18 protein-coding genes are annotated in these 16938 nt (G+C 64.8%); 8 read left to right on the plus strand and 10 right to left on the minus strand.

Translation table 11 applies throughout. The annotated features are described in order from the left end of the window. Positions 1-10: 10 nt before the first annotated feature. A complete protein-coding gene (locus Q6D67_RS00460; RefSeq protein ID WP_304703541.1) occupies positions 11-637 on the minus strand; it encodes a chorismate lyase in 627 nt (208 codons plus the stop codon). Positions 638-861: 224 nt separating this feature from the next. On the opposite strand from Q6D67_RS00460, the gene Q6D67_RS00465 reads away from it, so the two are divergent. Next, positions 862-1098, plus strand: a complete 237-nt coding sequence (locus tag Q6D67_RS00465) for a hypothetical protein (protein ID WP_304703543.1) — start codon at positions 862-864, stop codon at positions 1096-1098. A gap of 37 nt (positions 1099-1135) precedes the next feature. Continuing rightward, positions 1136-2008, plus strand: a complete 873-nt coding sequence (locus Q6D67_RS00470) for a 3-keto-5-aminohexanoate cleavage protein (RefSeq protein ID WP_304703545.1) — start codon at positions 1136-1138, stop codon at positions 2006-2008. A 7-nt stretch (positions 2009-2015) separates the two neighbouring features. Here Q6D67_RS00470 and surE read toward each other — a convergent pair whose 3' ends face one another. Continuing rightward, entirely contained in the window at positions 2016-2897 is an 882-nt protein-coding gene (gene surE, locus Q6D67_RS00475; protein ID WP_304703546.1) for a 5'/3'-nucleotidase SurE, read from the minus strand. Between the two features lie 280 nt (positions 2898-3177). On the opposite strand from surE, the gene Q6D67_RS00480 reads away from it, so the two are divergent. Continuing rightward, positions 3178-4548, plus strand: a complete 1371-nt coding sequence (locus Q6D67_RS00480) for an FAD-dependent oxidoreductase (RefSeq protein ID WP_304703548.1) — start codon at positions 3178-3180, stop codon at positions 4546-4548. 40 nt (positions 4549-4588) lie between these two features. Then, a complete protein-coding gene (locus tag Q6D67_RS00485; protein ID WP_304703549.1) occupies positions 4589-5182 on the plus strand; it encodes a DUF1415 domain-containing protein in 594 nt (197 codons plus the stop codon). A 6-nt stretch (positions 5183-5188) separates the two neighbouring features. On the opposite strand, the gene recG is transcribed toward Q6D67_RS00485, so the two are convergent. Beyond that, positions 5189-7387: an ATP-dependent DNA helicase RecG gene (recG, locus tag Q6D67_RS00490; RefSeq protein ID WP_304703550.1), complete on the minus strand. Its 2199-nt coding sequence runs from the start codon at positions 7385-7387 to the stop codon at positions 5189-5191. 110 nt (positions 7388-7497) lie between these two features. Between recG and Q6D67_RS00495 the strand changes: the two genes are divergently transcribed. Then, on the plus strand, positions 7498-8412 hold the full coding sequence (locus tag Q6D67_RS00495) for an epimerase (protein WP_304703551.1): 915 nt from the start codon (positions 7498-7500) through the stop codon (positions 8410-8412). Positions 8413-8516: 104 nt separating this feature from the next. Here Q6D67_RS00495 and Q6D67_RS00500 read toward each other — a convergent pair whose 3' ends face one another. From Q6D67_RS00500 to Q6D67_RS00520, 5 genes are all read right to left on the minus strand, one after another. Continuing rightward, positions 8517-8900: a RidA family protein gene (locus Q6D67_RS00500; protein WP_304703552.1), complete on the minus strand. Its 384-nt coding sequence runs from the start codon at positions 8898-8900 to the stop codon at positions 8517-8519. Further along, on the minus strand, positions 8897-11053 hold the full coding sequence (spoT, locus tag Q6D67_RS00505) for a bifunctional GTP diphosphokinase/guanosine-3',5'-bis pyrophosphate 3'-pyrophosphohydrolase (RefSeq protein ID WP_304703553.1): 2157 nt from the start codon (positions 11051-11053) through the stop codon (positions 8897-8899). The genes Q6D67_RS00500 and spoT overlap by 4 nt, the downstream gene beginning before the upstream one ends. A gap of 41 nt (positions 11054-11094) precedes the next feature. Next, the gene (gene rpoZ, locus Q6D67_RS00510) at positions 11095-11358 is read right to left on the minus strand and encodes a DNA-directed RNA polymerase subunit omega (RefSeq protein WP_304703554.1); all 264 of its coding nucleotides are present in this window, start codon (positions 11356-11358) and stop codon (positions 11095-11097) included. A gap of 111 nt (positions 11359-11469) precedes the next feature. Further along, positions 11470-12090, minus strand: coding sequence for a guanylate kinase (gene gmk / locus Q6D67_RS00515; protein WP_304703555.1), 621 nt, complete (start codon positions 12088-12090; stop codon positions 11470-11472). Positions 12091-12176: 86 nt separating this feature from the next. Then, positions 12177-13049, minus strand: coding sequence for a YicC/YloC family endoribonuclease (locus tag Q6D67_RS00520; RefSeq protein ID WP_304703556.1), 873 nt, complete (start codon positions 13047-13049; stop codon positions 12177-12179). Positions 13050-13191: 142 nt separating this feature from the next. Here Q6D67_RS00520 and rph point away from each other — a divergent pair, with 142 nt between their 5' ends. After that, on the plus strand, positions 13192-13911 hold the full coding sequence (gene rph / locus Q6D67_RS00525; protein WP_304703557.1) for a ribonuclease PH: 720 nt from the start codon (positions 13192-13194) through the stop codon (positions 13909-13911). Here rph and Q6D67_RS00530 read toward each other — a convergent pair. Continuing rightward, a complete protein-coding gene (locus Q6D67_RS00530) occupies positions 13908-14672 on the minus strand; it encodes an exodeoxyribonuclease III (RefSeq protein WP_304703558.1) in 765 nt (254 codons plus the stop codon). The genes rph and Q6D67_RS00530 overlap by 4 nt on opposite strands. 162 nt (positions 14673-14834) lie before the next feature. On the opposite strand from Q6D67_RS00530, the gene pyrE reads away from it, so the two are divergent. Both pyrE and Q6D67_RS00540 read left to right on the plus strand, forming a co-directional pair. Continuing rightward, positions 14835-15479, plus strand: a complete 645-nt coding sequence (gene pyrE, locus Q6D67_RS00535; protein ID WP_304703559.1) for an orotate phosphoribosyltransferase — start codon at positions 14835-14837, stop codon at positions 15477-15479. A gap of 37 nt (positions 15480-15516) precedes the next feature. Continuing rightward, on the plus strand, positions 15517-16182 hold the full coding sequence (locus tag Q6D67_RS00540) for a hypothetical protein (protein ID WP_304703560.1): 666 nt from the start codon (positions 15517-15519) through the stop codon (positions 16180-16182). 66 nt (positions 16183-16248) lie between these two features. Here Q6D67_RS00540 and slmA read toward each other — a convergent pair whose 3' ends face one another. Then, positions 16249-16869, minus strand: coding sequence for a nucleoid occlusion factor SlmA (gene slmA, locus Q6D67_RS00545; RefSeq protein ID WP_304703561.1), 621 nt, complete (start codon positions 16867-16869; stop codon positions 16249-16251). Between the last annotated feature and the right edge of the window lie 69 nt (positions 16870-16938).

Raw genomic sequence — 16938 nt, forward strand, 5'->3', positions numbered from 1 at the left:
AGCAGCAAGCTTACTGCTTTCCGCCGCCGATTGCAGCGCTGACCTTGCCGCGCTGGCTGCGGTGCAGCGGCAGCGCGGCGTCCCAGGGGGTGAAGCCCTGGAGGAAGACTTCGCTGACCAGCAGGCGCTTGCCACCGATATCGAAACAGGAGCGTCGCGCCCAGGCATCCTCCTGCTGGTGTATCCATGGCGCCATATAGGCGCTGTCACCGGTGATTCGGGCCAGCTCAAACGGGCTGCGCTGCATGCCCGGAAAGCGGAACAGGATGGCGCCGAGGGAGCGGTTCTGCAGTTTGCGCAGGTGCGCCAGTTCACCGCTCAGGCTGCTGATGGGAAATACACTGCGGGCGAACACCACGGCGCGTTCATTCAGCCGCAACAGCACCTCCCGGATCAGCGCGCGCTGCCGGGGCGGCACTTGCAGCAGGGTTTGCTCGGAGGGCAGTGGCACCTGCCAGCCCTGGTACAGCCGGCGCACACTGAACTCGCCGGCGTCGAGCGCAATCAGGCGGGCAGTCAGCGAATCGTTGTCCAGCAGCCAGCGGCGACAGGCCGCGGGCAGCTCAAGGGCTGTAAACTGTTGCTCTGGGCGCCAGCGGGGGTCGCGGTCGCCGCTTGCCGGCGGGTTGGCGGGCACAACGCGGGTCTCTCGATTTATCCAAAGGCGGGAGCATGCGCCAGGACCCGGCTGCATGCAAGGGCGTTGAGCCAGGGCCAGCCGGGCTTGCAACCGGTACGGGGGCTGCGGCGCAACTTGTTATCTGGATCGAATCCCGCTTCTTGGCTACAGTACGCTGGACCATAAAGCGCGCCCGCTGGTTTCCGGCGCGCTCCGCCAACAGCTAAACAGGTAAAAACGCGATGAGATTGATTGCCGTATTGGTAACGCTGCTGATCGTTGGCCTCCTGGTCCAGAAACAGCTGGGCGGCGGCAACGCCGCGTACCCGGACCGCGCATTGGACAGCTCGCGCGAGGGAAAGCCCAGGGTGCCGACCAATCCGGGGCAGCTTCCGGCGTTTGAAAAGCAGCTCAATGAATTCGTGGACGAAGAAGCCGCCCGCAGAGCCAGCGAGATGGAGGCGGCCGAGGCTCAGTGACAGGAGGCCTCGGGACGAGCATTCAAGGAGCAGTAGCATGTCTGACCAGTCACACCCGGTCATCATCGAGGTAGCCATCAACGGCGTGACCAGCAGGGAGCAGAATCCCCGGGTGCCCATCACCCCGGAGGAGGTTGCCCGCGACGCCCTCGCCTGTATCGAGGCGGGGGCGGCGGTGGTCCACAACCACACCACGGTGTTCGGCCAGGGCGCCGAGGCCTCGGCGGATGCCTACCTGGCGGGCTGGGCAGCAGTTTTAGCTGCTCGCCCCGACGCGCTGATCTACCCCACCGTGGACTACGACGACAACGGGGTGAGTTACGAACACCTGGCGGTGCTGGCCAGTCGCGGCGGTCTGCGGATCGGTATCTGTGACCCGGGCTCGATCAATCTCGGTGGCATGGGCGAGCGCGGTCCCGAGGGGATCGTCTATGCCAACAGCTATGAGGTGATCGGCCGGGCTCTGGATATCCACGCGCAGCACCGGTTGGGCCCGAGCTTCGCCATCTATGAGCCCGGCTTTCTGCGCACGGTACTGGCGTTCCGCAACAAGGGGCGTGTCCCGGACGGGGCCATGCTCAAATTCTATTTCTCCACCGAACACGGCCTGTTCGGCGCACCTTTCGGTATGCCGCCAACTATCAAGGCCTTGGAGATATATCTCGACATCCTTGGCGATTGCCCCATCCCCTGGGCAGTCTCAGTGGTAGGCGGCGACGCCGGCCGCTCCGAAGTGGCGGCTGCCGCGCTGGAGCGAGGGGGACACCTGCATGTCGGGCTGGAATTTTTCCACGGTGATCGCCAGCCCTCAAATGTTGAGCTGGTGCGGGAAGCCGTGGCCCTGTGTCAGGGCAGTGGCCGCCCGGTGGCCACGCCCAGCCAGGCCGCGGAGATTCTGGGGTTGCCCTAGCCGCGCCTCAGTTGTCCGGGCGATACTCCAGGGCACCCGCCAGGCCGGGCACCGGCACCCAGGTGTCGGCGCTGCCGTCGATGGGCGTGACCGTGACATAACCCTGCTCGAACAGGTGCGCGTCGTCCCCCGCATGGCCGTGGCCACCGACCACCGCGTCGATCAGCAGTTCACCCCCATCTTCGTCAAAGGGCCGTTCGCCGACACGCCAGTGCATATCCACGTGGCTGGCGGTGGAAAGGGGCGCCAGGCGCAGACCCCGTTCAGGTTGCCAGCCCGCGGGCACGTTGACGTTCAGGGCGAGCCCCGCAGGCAACAGCCGCTCGGGGCTGGCCTGTTGCAGCTGCTCCAGCATGGCGGTGAGCAGCTTCCCAGCCGGCCCGAAGGTGGCGATGGTGGAAGGGAAACGCTGAGGTTTGGCGTCAAACTCATCGAAACGCAGGCCTACGCTGATGGCGATGGCGGGGTAGCCCAGAAATGCCGCCTGCAGTGCGGCATTCACCGTACCGGACTGGTGGGCCGCGGCCCGCGCCAGGTTCTGGCCGAAGTTGCTGCCGCTGATCACAATATCCGGTGGGTTATCGCGGAGGATGACCTGCAGGCCGGCGCGCACGGAATCGGAGGGAGTGCCAGCCACCGACCACATGTTGTCAGCCACGCGGTTCACCGCGACATAGCTGCCGACGTCGGTGTTCATGGCGCCGCCGCGGCCGCTCTGGTCGGACAGCGGTGCCACCAGGGTTACCTTGTGTCCCGCAGCGGTCAGCGCCTTGTAGGCGCTCTGGATACCGGGCGCCTGCCAGCCGTCATCGTTGGTGAGCAGGATATTCAGTGCCAACGCGGGGCCGGCCGCCAACGTGGCCAGTACCAGGAAAAGCAATCGGGTCATGTTCGGATCCTTGCAGCTTCAGTGAAATGGCCGGCAATCCCGGCCCGGAAAGTGTGCCCGCTGGAGGCCATGCTTGCCAACGATAACTCGCGCCCATACCCGGCCCCATGCAAGGGTGTTGAACCAGCGCCCGGTTCCGCTGCGCCTGCGCCGCAAAGCCCTTGCACATTTTTCATACAACTCTATAGTGTTGCGCTCGAAATTCGGCCACTTCTGCCCCGGCAACTTTCGAGGATAGCGGCAGCGGCGGCCCGCACAATTGACTGGAGTGAGAGTCCTTATGAGCAAGTGGGAATGCATTGTCTGTGGCCTGGTCTACGACGAAAAAGAGGGTTGGCCGGACGATGGCATTGCGCCGGGCACCAAGTGGGAAGACGTGCCCGAGGACTGGCTGTGTCCGGATTGCGGGGTCGGCAAGGAAGATTTCGAGCTGATCGAGGAGACCCCCGTTGACGAAACGCCCCACCATGATGAACCGGTGGCCGACAAGGTGCATGCGCCGGTTGTTATCGTCGGCACGGGCCTCGCCGGCTACGGCGTGGCCAAGGAGTTCCGCAAGCACGATAGCGAAACCCCGCTGATCCTGATCAGCTCTGATGACGGTCGCTCCTACTCCAAGCCCATGCTGTCCACCGGCTATACCAAGGAAACCAGTGCCGACGACCTGGCCCAGCTCGATGCCGGCTCCATGGCCAAGCAGCTCAAGGCCAGCGTCTGGACCATGACCCGGGTCAGCGACATCGACACTGCGCAGCAGGTCATCCGGGTGGGGGACGCGAAAACAGCGATCCACTACGGCAAGCTGGTGCTGGCACTCGGCGCCCAGACCATTCAGCCGCCTATTGCGGGCGACGGGCTGGAGCTGGTCTACTCGGTCAATGACCTGCTGGACTACGACGATTTCCGCACCGCGATGACCCGGCACAAGGTGCGCAAGGTCTGCATCATCGGCGGCGGGCTGATCGGCTGCGAATTCACCAACGATCTCCTGAACGGCGGCTTCGAGGTGGAAGCGGTGGATCCGCTGGGCTACTGCCTGCCCACCCTGCTGCCCGAAGCGGCCGGCAAGGCGGTGCAGGCCGCATTGGAAGAGAAGGGTGCCAAGTTCCACTTCGGCCCGCTGGTGACGGCGGTAAACCGCGCCGAGCAGGGCGTTGCGGTCAGCCTCAACAATGACGTGACCATCGCCGCGGACCTGGTGGTATCGGCAGTGGGCGTGCGCCCGCGCGTGGATCTGGCGAAGGCCGCCGGGATCGAGGTCAATCGCGGTATTGTCACCAACCGCCTGCTGGAAACCAGCGCTGCCAATGTCTATGCGCTGGGCGATTGCGCCGAAGTGGCCGGCCAGGTGCTGGTCTACGTGGCGCCGCTGGTAGCGGCCTCCCGGGCACTGGGCAAGACCCTGGCTGGCGAACCCACCGAGGTGGTCTACCCGCCCATGCCGGTGACGATCAAGACGCCGGCCTGTCCGGTGGTGGTGGCACCGCCTGCCATCGGCGCGGCGGGCGAGTGGCAGATCGAGGCCGATGGCGTCAATGTGCGCGCCGAGTTCCGCAACGGTGCCGGTGACCTGCTGGGTTTCGCCCTGACCGGCGATGCCACCAGGGCCAAGATCGAGCTGCAGAAGGCGCTGCCGGCGATCCTGCCCTGAGCGGGCTGCGATCAGTGGGCCGCCATCGGTCGGGGCTGCCATGAGCCGGGCTGCGATCAGCGGGGTGCCGCTCAGCGCCGCCCGGGCCGAGCGCCAGCTGCTGGCCTGGCTGGAAAGCAGTGTGGTCGGCCTGAACCTGTGCCCCTTCGCCCGGCCCCTGCTGCAGGGGCCGGGTTTGCGCGTCGCGGTGTGTGCGGCGGATGACAGCGAGCAGGGGCGGCAGTGCATGCAGGAACAGTTGCTGCGGGAGCTGGACCTGTTGCAGGGCACCGGCGCCGAGGAAATTGCCACCACGCTGCTTGCCTTCACCGGCGGCCTCGCCGAGTTCGACGACTACCTGGACTTTCTCGACCATGCCAACGCCTTGTTGGAGGCGGCGGGCCTTGAGGGCGTGATCCAGCTGGCCAGCTTCCACCCGGACTACCAGTTCGCCGGTGAGCCGCCCAATGCCGCCAGCCACTACAGTAATCGCGCGCCGCTACCGGTTATCCACCTGCTGCGGGAGGACATGGTGGAGAGGGCGCTGACTGCCTGGCCCGAGCCGGAAAAGATCCCGCAGGCAAATATTGCCCGGCTGAACGCCATGGGGCGGGACGAACTCGCCGCCCGGCTGGCTCGACTGCGGAAGCTCTAGCGGGTTTCAGACCTCGGCAAAGCGCGCTTTGCTGCCGGTCCAGCGCTGGATCAGCTCGTCTACCACCGCCGGATCTTCCCTTTGCAGGTTGCCGGCGATGGCCTGTACCTGGTCCAGCAGATGATTGTGGGTCGGCAGCTCGGCAATGCGGAAGGCCATTAGCCCGGTCTGGCGGGTGCCCAGTACCTCTCCCGGCCCGCGCAGCTCCAGATCCCGCTCGGCAATGTAGAAGCCGTCGTTGCTCTCGCGCATCGCCACCAGCCGCTGCTTGCCGCCGCGCGACAGCGGGGACTGGTACAGCAGCACACAGTGACTGGCGCCGCCCCCGCGCCCGACCCGGCCGCGCAACTGGTGCAACTGCGCCAGACCCAGCCGTTCCGGGTTCTCGATAATCATCAGGCTGGCATTGGGCACGTCCACGCCCACTTCGATCACGGTGGTCGCCACCAGCAGTGCCACCGTGCCCGCCTTGAATGCAGCCATGACCGCGGCCTTGTCCGCGGGCTTCATGCGCCCGTGCACCAGGCCGATTGTCAGCTCCGGCAGAGCTTCCTGTAACAGCTCCGCGGTGGCCTCCGCCGCCTGGGCCTGCAACGCATCGCTCTCCTCGATCAGGGTGCATACCCAGTAGGCCTGGCGGCCCTCGCTACAGGCGCTGGCCACCCGGGCAATTACCTGTTCCCGGCGCTGGCTGTCCACCAGCAGGGTGGTCACCGGCTGGCGACCCGGCGGCAGCTCATCAATGACCGAACAGTCGAGGTCGGCGTAGGCGACCATGGACAGGGTGCGGGGGATGGGGGTGGCAGTCAGCACCAACTGGTGCGGGCGCCCGTCGATGCCGGCCTTTTCGCTCAGGGCCAGACGCTGGTGAACCCCGAATTTGTGCTGTTCGTCGACCATGACCAGGCCCAGACGGTGGAAACCCACATCCTCCTGGAACAGGGCGTGGGTACCGATCACCATGGCCGCTTCACCGGAGGCGATTCTGTCGGTCGCCGCCTTGCGCGCCCTGCCTTTCACCCGGCCGCTGAGCCATTCCAGGCCGATACCCAGGGGCTCAAACCAGCCGGCAAAGTTCAGCCGGTGCTGCTCGGCGAGGATTTCGGTGGGTGCCATCAGCGCGACCTGGTAGCCGTTGGCAATGGCCTGCAGGGCGGCGTGGGCAGCGACCAGGGTTTTGCCCGAGCCGACATCCCCCTGGACCAGGCGCAGCATGGGTAATGGCCTGGCGAGGTCGCGGCCGATTTCCTGCATCACCCGCAACTGGGCAGCGGTGGGGTCGAAGGGCAGCCCGGTCAGCAGGGCCTGCTGCAGTGGCCCTGCCCGCCGCGATTGCAGGGCGGGCGCGGCTCGCTCCTGCTGCTTCTCCCGCAGCCGCAGCAGGGACAGGTTGTGCGCGACCAGCTCCTCCAGCGCCAGGCGCAGTTGGGCCGGGTGGGTCCCGGTCAGCAGCTGGTTCAGGGGTGCATCCGGGGGCGGTGCATGCAGGTAGCGCAGTGCCTCCACCAGGGTGAAGCGCAGACCGCTGCCCGCGGGCAAAAGATCCCGCGGCTGCGCCTGCTCCAGCCGTTGCAGTGCCTGAGCGCAAAGCTTGCGCCACTGGGCCTGCCCTATGCCGTTGGTCGTTGGATACACCGGCGTCAGCGTCTCCTCCCCCTGCTTGTGGATTCCCTCCTTGTGGGAGCTCGCTCCGCGAGCGATCCCCTCAATGTGGGAGCCCGCTGGCCCAGGCCACTTTCTCTGTCCGCTGCGCGGCCATTCACCTTGTCCGCGGGCGATGCCCCCCCCCTCCTGATCCCCGGTCACCACCCGATACTCCGGGTGAAAAATCTCATAGCCACTGGCGCCGCGTCGCACCTGGCCAAAACAGCGCACCCGGGCACCGGGCTGCAAACTGTGCTTTTGTGCTGCGGTGAAGTGGAAGAAGCGCAGGGTCAGGGTGCCGGTGCCGTCCTGGATCCGAGCCACCAGGCTGCGGCGGCGCCCGAACACGATGTCAGCGAGCCGCACTTCGCCCTCCACCGACACCTCGCCACCTTCCTGCAACGCAGCGATCGGCGTGACCCGGGTGCGATCCTGATAGCGCAGGGGCAAGTGGAACAGCAGGTCCTCTACCTGGGTAACGCCATAGTCCGCGAGCTGTTGGGCGAGCCGGGGCCCGACCCCGCGCAGGGCGGTTACCGGCAGGGTTTCAAGCACGGCCAAGGTCGACGGCTCCGAAGGATGGGATGCGGGCACCGGTGCAGTACACTGTGATCACGGCGGCGGGCTCATTGGGTCAAAGCCGCACAGTGTAACCAGTCAGGGAAGGGCAGATGAAGAACAAAAGCGTGCTGATTGTTGGCTGTGGCGACCTTGGCGCCCGCGCCGGCGCCATTTTGCAGGAAGCCGGCTGGACGCTGACCGGTCTGCGGCGCAATACCCGGCACCTGCCCCAGGGCTTTGCCGGGATCGCAGCGGATTACGCAGCGACCGACGCGCAGCTATCCATGCTGGAAGCGCTGGCGCCGGATTATCTCATCCTGACCCTGAAACCGTCTGGCAGCGGCGAGGAGGGATACCGCGCGGGGTTCAGCCGGGCCATGCACAATGTCCTGACGGGCCTGGGTGAACACCGGCCGGCGGGAATCATCATGGTGTCCAGCACCCGCGTCTATGCCGAGTCGGAGGGCGGCTGGGTGGAGGACGGCAGTCCCCTGGCGACCTCGGATCCCGCGGCCCTGGCGATCATCGACGCCGAGCGGCAGCTACTGGCATCGGGGCATCCGGCCTGTGTGCTGCGCTGTGCCGGCATCTATGGCGACCCGGAGGGCTACCTGCTGCACCGGATCGCCGGCGGCGAGCTATGTTCCCAGACGCCGTTGCGCTACAGCAACCGGATTCACCGGGACGACGTGGGCGGGCTGCTGGCCTGGCTGCTGCAGCAATGGGATCGGGGTGTTGCCCCGGCGCGGACCATGATCGCGGTGGACAATGAACCCGCCCCACAGTTCGAGGTGGAACTGTGGCTGGCGCGGGAGCTGGGATTCACCGGGTGGCGGACCCGGCGGGCCACCGACATGCGCGCTGGTGGCCTGCGCGGCGGCGGCCTACGCGGCAGCGGCCTGCGCGGCGCGGACCACAAGCGTTGCCGCAACCGAGCGTTACAGACATCCGGTTATGTCCTCCGGTATCCGGATTACCGCAGCGGCTATGCCGCGGTGTTGCGTGATCGCCCGCAGACAAGGTGAATGGCCGCGCAGCGGACAGAGAGAGTGGCCTGGGCCAGCGGGCTCCTGCAGGTATTGTAGGAGCGCAGTCCCTGCGCGATCCAACGCTGCTGCAGCCCCGGGTCTCAGAGGGCGAGGATGGCCTCGACCTCGATAGCGACACCCTTGGGCAGGCCGGCGACCTGGACGCAGGCTCGTGCCGGGAAGGGCGCTTGCAGGAATTCCGCCATGACTTCGTTGACGGCGGTGAAGTCGCCCATGTCAGTCAGGGAGATGTTGATCTTCACCGCGCTGTTCAGCGTACCGCCGGCGGCTTCCGCCACCGCGGTCAGGTTGCTGAATACCTGCCGCGCCTGACCGCGGATATCCCCGGTGACCAGTTCCATGGTGCCCGGCACCAGCGGAATCTGGCCCGACAGCCACACCGTGTTGCCCACTTTGACGGCCTGGGAATAGGGTCCGATTGCCGCGGGGGCATCGGGGCTGGAGATAATGGCGCGGTTGGTCATTTGGCTGTTCCCTGTTTCGGGCGCCTCGCAGGCGCCTCATTCTTGAGTCGCGATACCCGGCGCACGGAGTTGATCGTGCGCAGGCGCTTCATGATCCGGGCGAGGTGAATCCGGTTGTTGACCTGCATGGCCAGGTCGACGAAGGTGAATTGGTAGTCCTTGTCCTCGGTGGAGATTTTCTCGATGTTCACGCCCATGCTGTTGATCCGGGTGGCGAGCACCGCGATCATGCCGCGGCGGTTTTCCACCTCAATGCGCAGTTCGGTAAGGTATTCACCCTGTACCTGTTCATCCCAGCGCAGGGCCACCAGGCGCTCGCGATTCTCGCGCATTTCCGCCAGGTTCTTGCAGCGCTCGCGGTGCACGACCACGCCTTTTTCCGAACTCAGGTAGCCCTCGATCGGGTCGCCCGGAATCGGGTGGCAGCAGCGCGCATAGGTGACCATGAAGCCTTCTGTGCCGCGTATGGCCATCGGCTGTGGTTTTTGCTCGGCCGGTTCCAGCAGGCCGGCCGCCAGTTCGCCGAGGATCTGCTGGGCGGTAATTGGCGGCAGGCGGTTGCCGCGGGCGATGTCCTCCAGCAGATCGTCAAGTTCGGCGTACTCGTGCCGTTTCAGGTAGTCCTGCAACTGGCTGGCGGGGAGCTGTTCCACGCCGGTGTCGAAGGCCTGCAGGGCCTTGTCCAGCAGGCGCCGGCCCAGGGCGACCGAGTCTTCCCGGGTCTGGTGCTTGAGAAAGTGGCGGATGTTGGTCCGCGCCTTGGCGGTCACCGCGTAGTTGAACCAGGACGGGTTGGGACGTGCGCCGGGCGCGGTGAGAATCTCGACGGTCTGGCCGCTCTGCAGGGGCTCGGACAGGGGCGCGAGGCGCCGGTTGATGCGGCAGGCCACGCAGCTGTTGCCGACGTCCGTGTGCACCGCATAGGCGAAATCCACCGCCGTGGCGCCGCGCGGCAGCTCCAGGATCCGGCCCTTGGGCGTGAATACGTAAATCTCATCCGGAAACAGGTCAATCTTGACGCTTTCGATGAACTCCAGCGAGTTGCCCGCCCGCTGCTGCATCTCCAGCAATCCCTGTACCCACTCCCGGGCCCGGGCATGGCTGCCGTTGGCCGACTGGCCGTCGCTCTTGTAGAGCCAGTGGGCCGCGATACCGTTGTTCGCCATTTCCTCCATTTCCCGGGTGCGGATCTGGATCTCGATGGGCACGCCATGCATTCCCATCAGCACCGTGTGCAGGGACTGGTAGCCATTGGCCTTGGGGATCGCAATATAGTCGCTGAACTCCCCGGGCACGGGCTTGTACAGGCTGTGCACGGAACCCAGCACCCGGTAGCACGTGTCCACCGAGTCGACGATGATGCGGAAGGCATAGATGTCCATGATCTCGGCGAAGGATTTCTTCTTCGACTTCATCTTGCTGTAGATGCTGTAGAGGTGCTTCTCGCGGCCGATCACCTCCACGTCGTGCCCTTCGTGCTCGAGGGTGGACTCAATCTGGTGGCGAATCTTGTCGACCAGCTCCTTGCGATTGCCGCTGCCGGCCCGCATCGCCGCGGCTATGCGGGTGGCGCGCATCGGGTACAGGGCGTTGAAGCCGAGATCCTCGAACTCGATACGCGCGGCGTTCATCCCCAGGCGCATGGCGATGGGAGCGTAGATTTCCAGGGTTTCGCGGGCAATGCGGCGGGCCTTGTCCTGGGGCAGGACTCCCAGGGTGCGCATGTTGTGCAGGCGGTCGGCCAGTTTCACCAGGATCACGCGGATGTCCCGGGCCATGGCCAGGGCCATTTTCTGGAAGTTCTCTGCCTGTTTTTCCGCCAGCGAGCTGAATTCCATCTGGGTCAGCTTGCTGACCCCGTCGACCAGTTCCGCCACCGCCGGCCCGAACTGGCCGCCGATGGAGTCCTTGTCGATGCCGGTGTCCTCGATGACGTCGTGCAGCATGGCCGCCATCAGGCTCTGGTGGTCCATGTGCATGTCGGCGAGGATGCCGGCGACGGCGAGGGGGTGCGTGACATAGGGCTCGCCGCTGCGACGGATCTGGCCGAAATGCGCCTGTTCGGCGAAATAGTAGGCGCGACGGACCTGCCGGGCCTGATCGGCGTTCAGATAACTGCGCAGGGTGGAATCAAGGGCATCGATGGTTTGCATGGCAGTAATATTAGCTGACTAGCAAGGATGCCCGGGAGACATCAGAACGACTCGTGGGATGCCGCCATGACTTCGGCGAACTCGTCTTCCGCGTCCATTTCTTCTTCACGGGTGAGGATTGACGCCGTGACCAGGCCCTCGGCGATTTCGCGCAGGGCAATGACGGTGGGCTTGTCTGACTCTTCGTCCACCAGCGGATCCTTGCCGCCGGTCGCGATCTGACGGGCGCGCTTGCTGGCGACCATGACCAGTTCAAAACGGTTATCAACGTTTTCCAGACAATCTTCAACGGTTACGCGTGCCATCTGTGTATCAGTCCTGTGGAGGTGAACGAACCGGTAAGTATACCTGTATTGGCCTGAATAAGGTACAGCACCGAAGGGTCGCCGGGCGATGTGAATAATGCCGCACCGGAGTCAGCAATCGAGCAGGTTCAGCAGCAGGTCGGTCAGCACCTCCTGTTGCCGCGTGGTCTGCAGCCGCTGGCAGACCACGATGGCTGCCAGCTCGGCCAGGGCCTGTTCGAAGTCGTTGTTGACCACCAGGAAGTCGGACTGGATATAGTGCGACATCTCCTCCACCGCCTGCGCCATGCGAGCGGCGATGATGGCCGGGTCATCCTGGCCGCGGCCGGTGAGCCGCTGCTCCAGGGCCTGGCGCGAGGGCGGCAGGATGAAGATGGCGCGGGTGGCGGGCAGCAGGCGCTTGACCTGCTCGGCTCCCTGCCAGTCGATTTCCAGAATCACGTCGGTGCCGGCGGCAAGCTGCTCCTCCACCCAGGCCTGGGAGGTGCCGTAGAGGTTGCCGAAGACCCGGGCGTGCTCAAGGAAAGCGGCCCGCTCCAGCATGCTCAAAAATGCGGCCTCGTCGACGAAGTGATAGTTGACGCCATCCTGCTCCCCCGGGCGCTGGGGCCGGGTGGTGTGGGAGACGGAGACCCGCAGGTGGTTGCAGCGCGCAATCAGCGCGTTGACCAGGCTGGTCTTGCCGGCCCCGCTGGGCGCGGAGACAGTGTACAGGGTGCCGGTGCCGCTCATGGTCTCGGGCTGTCCTCTTGCGGGTTTGGTTGGCTCGCATTTTACACAGTCACGCCGGCGCTGGGGCAAGCGGTGTGTTTTCGGGGCTATTCAATATTCTGGATCTGTTCCCGCATCTGTTCGATCAGCACCTTGAGCTGAACCGCGCTGTGGGTGTTACTGCTGGCGATGGATTTCGAGGACAGGGTATTGGCTTCGCGGTTCAGCTCCTGCATCAGGAAATCCAGCCGCCGGCCGCAGGGTCCGCCCTGGTCCAGGGTCCGGCGCACTTCTTCGACGTGGGTATGCAGCCGGTCCAGCTCCTCGTCCACATCGGCTTTCTGGGCCAGGTACACCAGTTCCTGTTCCAGGCGATCGCTGTCCACCTCCACCTCCAGTTCGGCCAGCCGCGCCAGCAGGCGAGCCCGCTGCTGCTGCTTGAGTTCCGGCAGCAGCTCGCGAGTGGCCGCGGTTTCCACCTCCACCTGTCCGAGGCGGTCCTGGATCATCGCCGCCAGCTTTGCGCCTTCCCGGGCGCGGTTCTCGACCAGCGATTCCAGTGCAGCGTCGAACAGTGCCGCGGCACTGGCCTGCAGGGCTTCTTCATCCGCTTCCGCGACGCTGCACACACCGGGGAATTGCAGGACTTCCAACGGGTTGATCGGCTGGGCCTGCGACAGTGCCGTGGCCACTGTAGTTGCCGCCACGATGACCCGCATCATCTGCTCGTGGTTGATGGCCAGCGCCGGCGCCTGGGCCGCCTGCGGTTGCAGCCGGAACAGGCACTCCAGCTTGCCCCGGGCCAGCTTCGCCGCAGCCTGCTGCCGCAGCCGGATCTCCAGGTTGCGCAGGGCGTCCGGCAGTTTGAAGCTGCAGTCCAGATAGCGGTGGTTAACCGTCCGGATCTCGACAGTGAGCGCCCCCTGCTCAGTTTCCGCGGTCTCGCGGGCAAAGGCGGTCATGCTGTAAATGGCTGCCAAGGGGACGCCTCACTGGTGAAGGGAAGCGTCCAGTCTAGCAGCTTGCACAGCCGGCTCACAGCGCGGGGACAGCGCCGTGCCTGCAGCTTGCGCGCGGCTCGCGTATACTGTCGCGCTGCCAATCCCAACGGAGTTCCAACCCATGCAAAGACCCAGTGGCCGCGCGCCCGCCGACCTGCGAAACGTTACCATGACGCGGGACTACACCTGCCACGCCGAGGGCTCCGTGCTGGTTGAATTCGGAGCCACCAAAGTGATTTGCACGGCTTCGGTGGATGCCGGTGTGCCTCGTTTCCTGCGCGGTACCGGCAGCGGCTGGGTGACCGCCGAGTACGGCATGCTGCCGCGTTCTACCGGTTCGCGCATGGACCGCGAGGCCAGCCGCGGCAAGCAGGGCGGGCGGACGCTGGAAATCCAGCGCCTCATCGGCCGCTCCCTGCGCTCCGCCGTGGACCTGAAAAAGCTGGGCGAATACACCATTACCGTGGACTGTGACGTCATCCAGGCCGACGGCGGCACCCGCACCGCGGCCATCACCGGCGCCTGCGTGGCCCTGGTCGATGCCCTCAACCACCTGCAGCGCAAGAAACTGATCACCACCGACCCGCTATTGCAGATGGTTGCCTCAGTCTCGGCAGGTATATTCCAGGGCGTGCCAGTACTCGACCTGGACTACCGCGAAGACTCCAAGGCTGACACCGACATGAACGTGGTCATGGGCGAAGACGGCGGCTTCATCGAAATCCAGGGCACCGCCGAAGGCAAACCCTTCCACCGCGCCGAAATGGATGCAATGCTCAATCTGGCGGAATCAGGCATCCGCCACCTGTTCGCCCTGCAGAAGCAGGCCCTGGCAGGCTAAACTTCGATATCGTAATCCATGATTACCGGCGCGTGACTGGAAAACACCCGCGCCTTGTAAATCGCCCCATAATCCACAGCGTACTTCAGCCCCTTCGACACAACCTGGAAATCAGTGCGCCAGCCATTGCTGCCGGGCTCACCGTCGGGCCACCAGCTGAACTCATCGCTGTCGGAGTTGATCTCGCGGAAGGCGTCCACATAGCCTGACTCCACCAGCTCATCCATCCACTGCCGCTCTTCAGCGAGAAAGCCGGGGGTGGTGCTGTTGCGCTCGGTGTCCTGCACATCGGCCGCGGTGTGGGCGATATGCCAGTTGCCGCAGATGATGAACTCCCGGCGCTTGTTGCGGACTTTTTGCAGGTGGTGCTGCAGCAGGCCGTAGAACTCCGTCTTGCGCCGCAGCTGTTCCGCATTGCCGGGTTCCGCGTAGGGCGCCAGCAGGCAGCCGACGCTGAGGTTTTCGTAGTCCGCCTGGATATAGCGGCCTTCCATGTCAAAGTCCGAGAAGCCCAGCCCGGTCATGATGGCCTTGGGCAGCTTCCGGCAGTAGATGGCCACGCCATCGGACTTGCCGTCCATGTGGTCGAAGAAATAGGCGTTGTATTCCGGCGGGAAGTAGAGATCGTCCCGCAAATCATATTCTGTGCAGCGCAGATCCTGGATGCAGACAAAGTCGGCATCCTGCTCGCTCAGCCAGTCATAGAAACCATTGCCCGCGGCGTGCTGGATGCCGTCGGCACTGAAACTGATGATCCTCATGCGTGGCCCCTTGCAGAGAGAGCGTGTATCATGGTTTTTGTTGGATTTAGCGCAACCTGTTTGCGGTGCGCGGTTACAGGCGCCCATGATAACGGCGCCGACAGGAAAGCATAACCCCAATCCCCCGATTTCGCAGCTTTTTACCCTGCACCGGATTAGCGCATGAATGTATACCAGCAGGAGTTCATTGAACTGGCCCGTCGCTACGAGGTGCTTAGATTCGGTGAATTTACCCTGAAATCCGGGCGCATCAGCCCCTACTTTTTCAACGCCGGTGGCTTTGCCAGTGGCGCCGCACTGGCCTCCCTGGGGCGCTGCTACGCCCAGCGTATTGTTGCTGCCGGGTTGCAATTCGATGTGCTCCTGGGCCCGGCCTACAAGGGTATTCCACTGGCTGCGGCGACCGCGATAGCGCTGGCGGACCAGTACGGGCGCGATGTTCCGTTCGCCTACAATCGCAAGGAAGCGAAGACCCATGGCGAGGGTGGGGTGCTGGTGGGGGCGCCCCTGCGCGGGCGGGTGCTGGTTATCGACGATGTGATAACCGCGGGCACCGCTGTCCTCGAGGTCATCGCGATGATCCAGGCGGCTGGCGCCAGCCTGGCCGGTGTCGCTATTGGCCTGAACCGGCAGGAACGCGGCGCCGGGGAACTATCCGCAATCCAGGAAATCGAACTGGAGCACGGTATTCCAGTGCTCAGCATCATAGATATGAACCACATCATTGCCTACCTCGAGGCTGCCGGTGACGACCACGCAGACGTGCTTGCAGCCATGCGCAGCTACCGTCAACGCTACGGAGTGTGACTTGTTTGCCCGAAGTGCAGGTTCTATATTGGGTCCGATGACCGAAGTACGCCCGCTGCTGCTGTCCTGTTTGCTGCTTTTGCTGGCAGCAGTTGCCTCGCTTGCGCACGCCCAGGGCAAGGAGTTCTACCGCTATCGCAATGCGGAGGGCAACGTGGTAGTTGACCACCGGGTGCCTCCCGAATATGTCGCCGGCGGCTACGAGGTCCTCAGCGACCGCGGTGTGGTGCTGCGTGTGGTGCCGCGAACGCCTTCGGAGGAAGAGCGCGCCGACGCCAGCGCGCAACAGCGACTGGATGCGGCCGCGCGGGCAGAAGAAGAGCGCCTGCGGGAGTGGGACCAGACCCTGCTGCTGCGCTATAGCTCGGTGGCGGACATCGAAGCTGCCCGCGACCGATCTTTGCGCGACCTGCGCGTGCGCCTGACAATTCTCAACAACAATCGCCACGGTCTCCGGGCACAGATTGAGAGCCACCAGGCCCAGGCCGCGGATCTGGAGCGCCGTGGCCGGGAGGTGGATGAAACGCTGCCCAAAACCATCGCCACTTTGCAGCGGGAAATTGCCGTCATTGAGCGCCAGATTGCCGAGCACGAGTGCGAGGCGGCAGAGGTAGAGAAGAGTTTCGCCGAGGATATTCAGCGGTTTTCACAATTGGAAGAGATCGTCCAGCTGCGTCGCGCCGCCGCCCGTCAGGATGATTAGGTGCGGCCGGCCAGGTGGGGCCGCCCAGGTGCGGCCGGCCAGGTGGGGCCGCCCAGGTAGCGCCGTTTAGGCCTGCCCTGCCACCTGGGTCGTCGCAGTCTGGCGAAAAAAACCGGCCATCAACAGTTCCCACTGGTCCTGCCAGTTCGCCGTTGGCGAGCGGGTGAAGCCGCTGCGCACGAATTGGGCAATACGCCCCTCAGCGGTCGCCATCAGCAGATTGGCCGCCGCTCCCAGGGGAATCACCGGCCGCACACCCTCCCGCATTTCCGCTTCCCTGAGCACCTGTTTCAGTTGGGTTTCGTAGCGGTCAAAGAGCTGTGCCACCCGCTGATGCAGGCGCTCGGTTTCACCCGTCAGGGCGTCACCGGTAAGGATGCGGGTTATACCCGGATTGCGTTCGGTGAAGGCCAGCAGCAACAACAGCATTTTTTCACAGCGCGCGGCCGCGCCAGATTCTTCGTTGAGGATGATGCTGATGCGGGAGAAGAGGGTGTCCTCGATGAATTCGATCAGGCCCTCGAACATTTTGCCCTTGCTGGGGAAGTGGCGATAGAGCGCTGCTTCCGAGACCCCTACCTGGCGTGCCAGACCTGCGGTAGTGATGCGCGTGCCGGGGCTGGCTTCCAGCATCTGGGCGAGTGCTTCCAGAATCTGCTGGCGGCGTTGGGATTTTTTCGGCGGCATGTCGCTCACGGTCAGCGGAGAGTGTGATTATGCTAGCGACTCGCCGTCGGTCCTGCAATAAGCCTCGGG

The sequence above is a fragment of the Haliea sp. E1-2-M8 genome, from assembly GCF_030649675.1.
In the GTDB taxonomy this organism is placed as follows: Bacteria; Pseudomonadota; Gammaproteobacteria; order Pseudomonadales; family Halieaceae; genus Haliea.

What these genes read in the sequence shown, in the direction of transcription:
- Q6D67_RS00465 (WP_304703543.1), top strand. Translation starts at nt 862, where the DNA reads ATGAGATTGATTGCCGTATTGGTAACGCTGCTGATCGTTGGCCTCCTG.
- Q6D67_RS00470 (WP_304703545.1), top strand. Translation starts at nt 1,136, where the DNA reads ATGTCTGACCAGTCACACCCGGTCATCATCGAGGTAGCCATCAACGGC.
- surE (WP_304703546.1), bottom strand. Translation starts at nt 2,897, where the DNA reads ATGACCCGATTGCTTTTCCTGGTACTGGCCACGTTGGCGGCCGGCCCC.
- Q6D67_RS00480 (WP_304703548.1), top strand. Translation starts at nt 3,178, where the DNA reads ATGAGCAAGTGGGAATGCATTGTCTGTGGCCTGGTCTACGACGAAAAA.
- Q6D67_RS00485 (WP_304703549.1), top strand. Translation starts at nt 4,589, where the DNA reads ATGAGCCGGGCTGCGATCAGCGGGGTGCCGCTCAGCGCCGCCCGGGCC.
- Q6D67_RS00495 (WP_304703551.1), top strand. Translation starts at nt 7,498, where the DNA reads ATGAAGAACAAAAGCGTGCTGATTGTTGGCTGTGGCGACCTTGGCGCC.
- Q6D67_RS00500 (WP_304703552.1), bottom strand. Translation starts at nt 8,900, where the DNA reads ATGACCAACCGCGCCATTATCTCCAGCCCCGATGCCCCCGCGGCAATC.
- spoT (WP_304703553.1), bottom strand. Translation starts at nt 11,053, where the DNA reads ATGCAAACCATCGATGCCCTTGATTCCACCCTGCGCAGTTATCTGAAC.
- rpoZ (WP_304703554.1), bottom strand. Translation starts at nt 11,358, where the DNA reads ATGGCACGCGTAACCGTTGAAGATTGTCTGGAAAACGTTGATAACCGT.
- gmk (WP_304703555.1), bottom strand. Translation starts at nt 12,090, where the DNA reads ATGAGCGGCACCGGCACCCTGTACACTGTCTCCGCGCCCAGCGGGGCC.
- rph (WP_304703557.1), top strand. Translation starts at nt 13,192, where the DNA reads ATGCAAAGACCCAGTGGCCGCGCGCCCGCCGACCTGCGAAACGTTACC.
- Q6D67_RS00530 (WP_304703558.1), bottom strand. Translation starts at nt 14,672, where the DNA reads ATGAGGATCATCAGTTTCAGTGCCGACGGCATCCAGCACGCCGCGGGC.
- pyrE (WP_304703559.1), top strand. Translation starts at nt 14,835, where the DNA reads ATGAATGTATACCAGCAGGAGTTCATTGAACTGGCCCGTCGCTACGAG.
- Q6D67_RS00540 (WP_304703560.1), top strand. Translation starts at nt 15,517, where the DNA reads ATGACCGAAGTACGCCCGCTGCTGCTGTCCTGTTTGCTGCTTTTGCTG.
- slmA (WP_304703561.1), bottom strand. Translation starts at nt 16,869, where the DNA reads ATGCCGCCGAAAAAATCCCAACGCCGCCAGCAGATTCTGGAAGCACTC.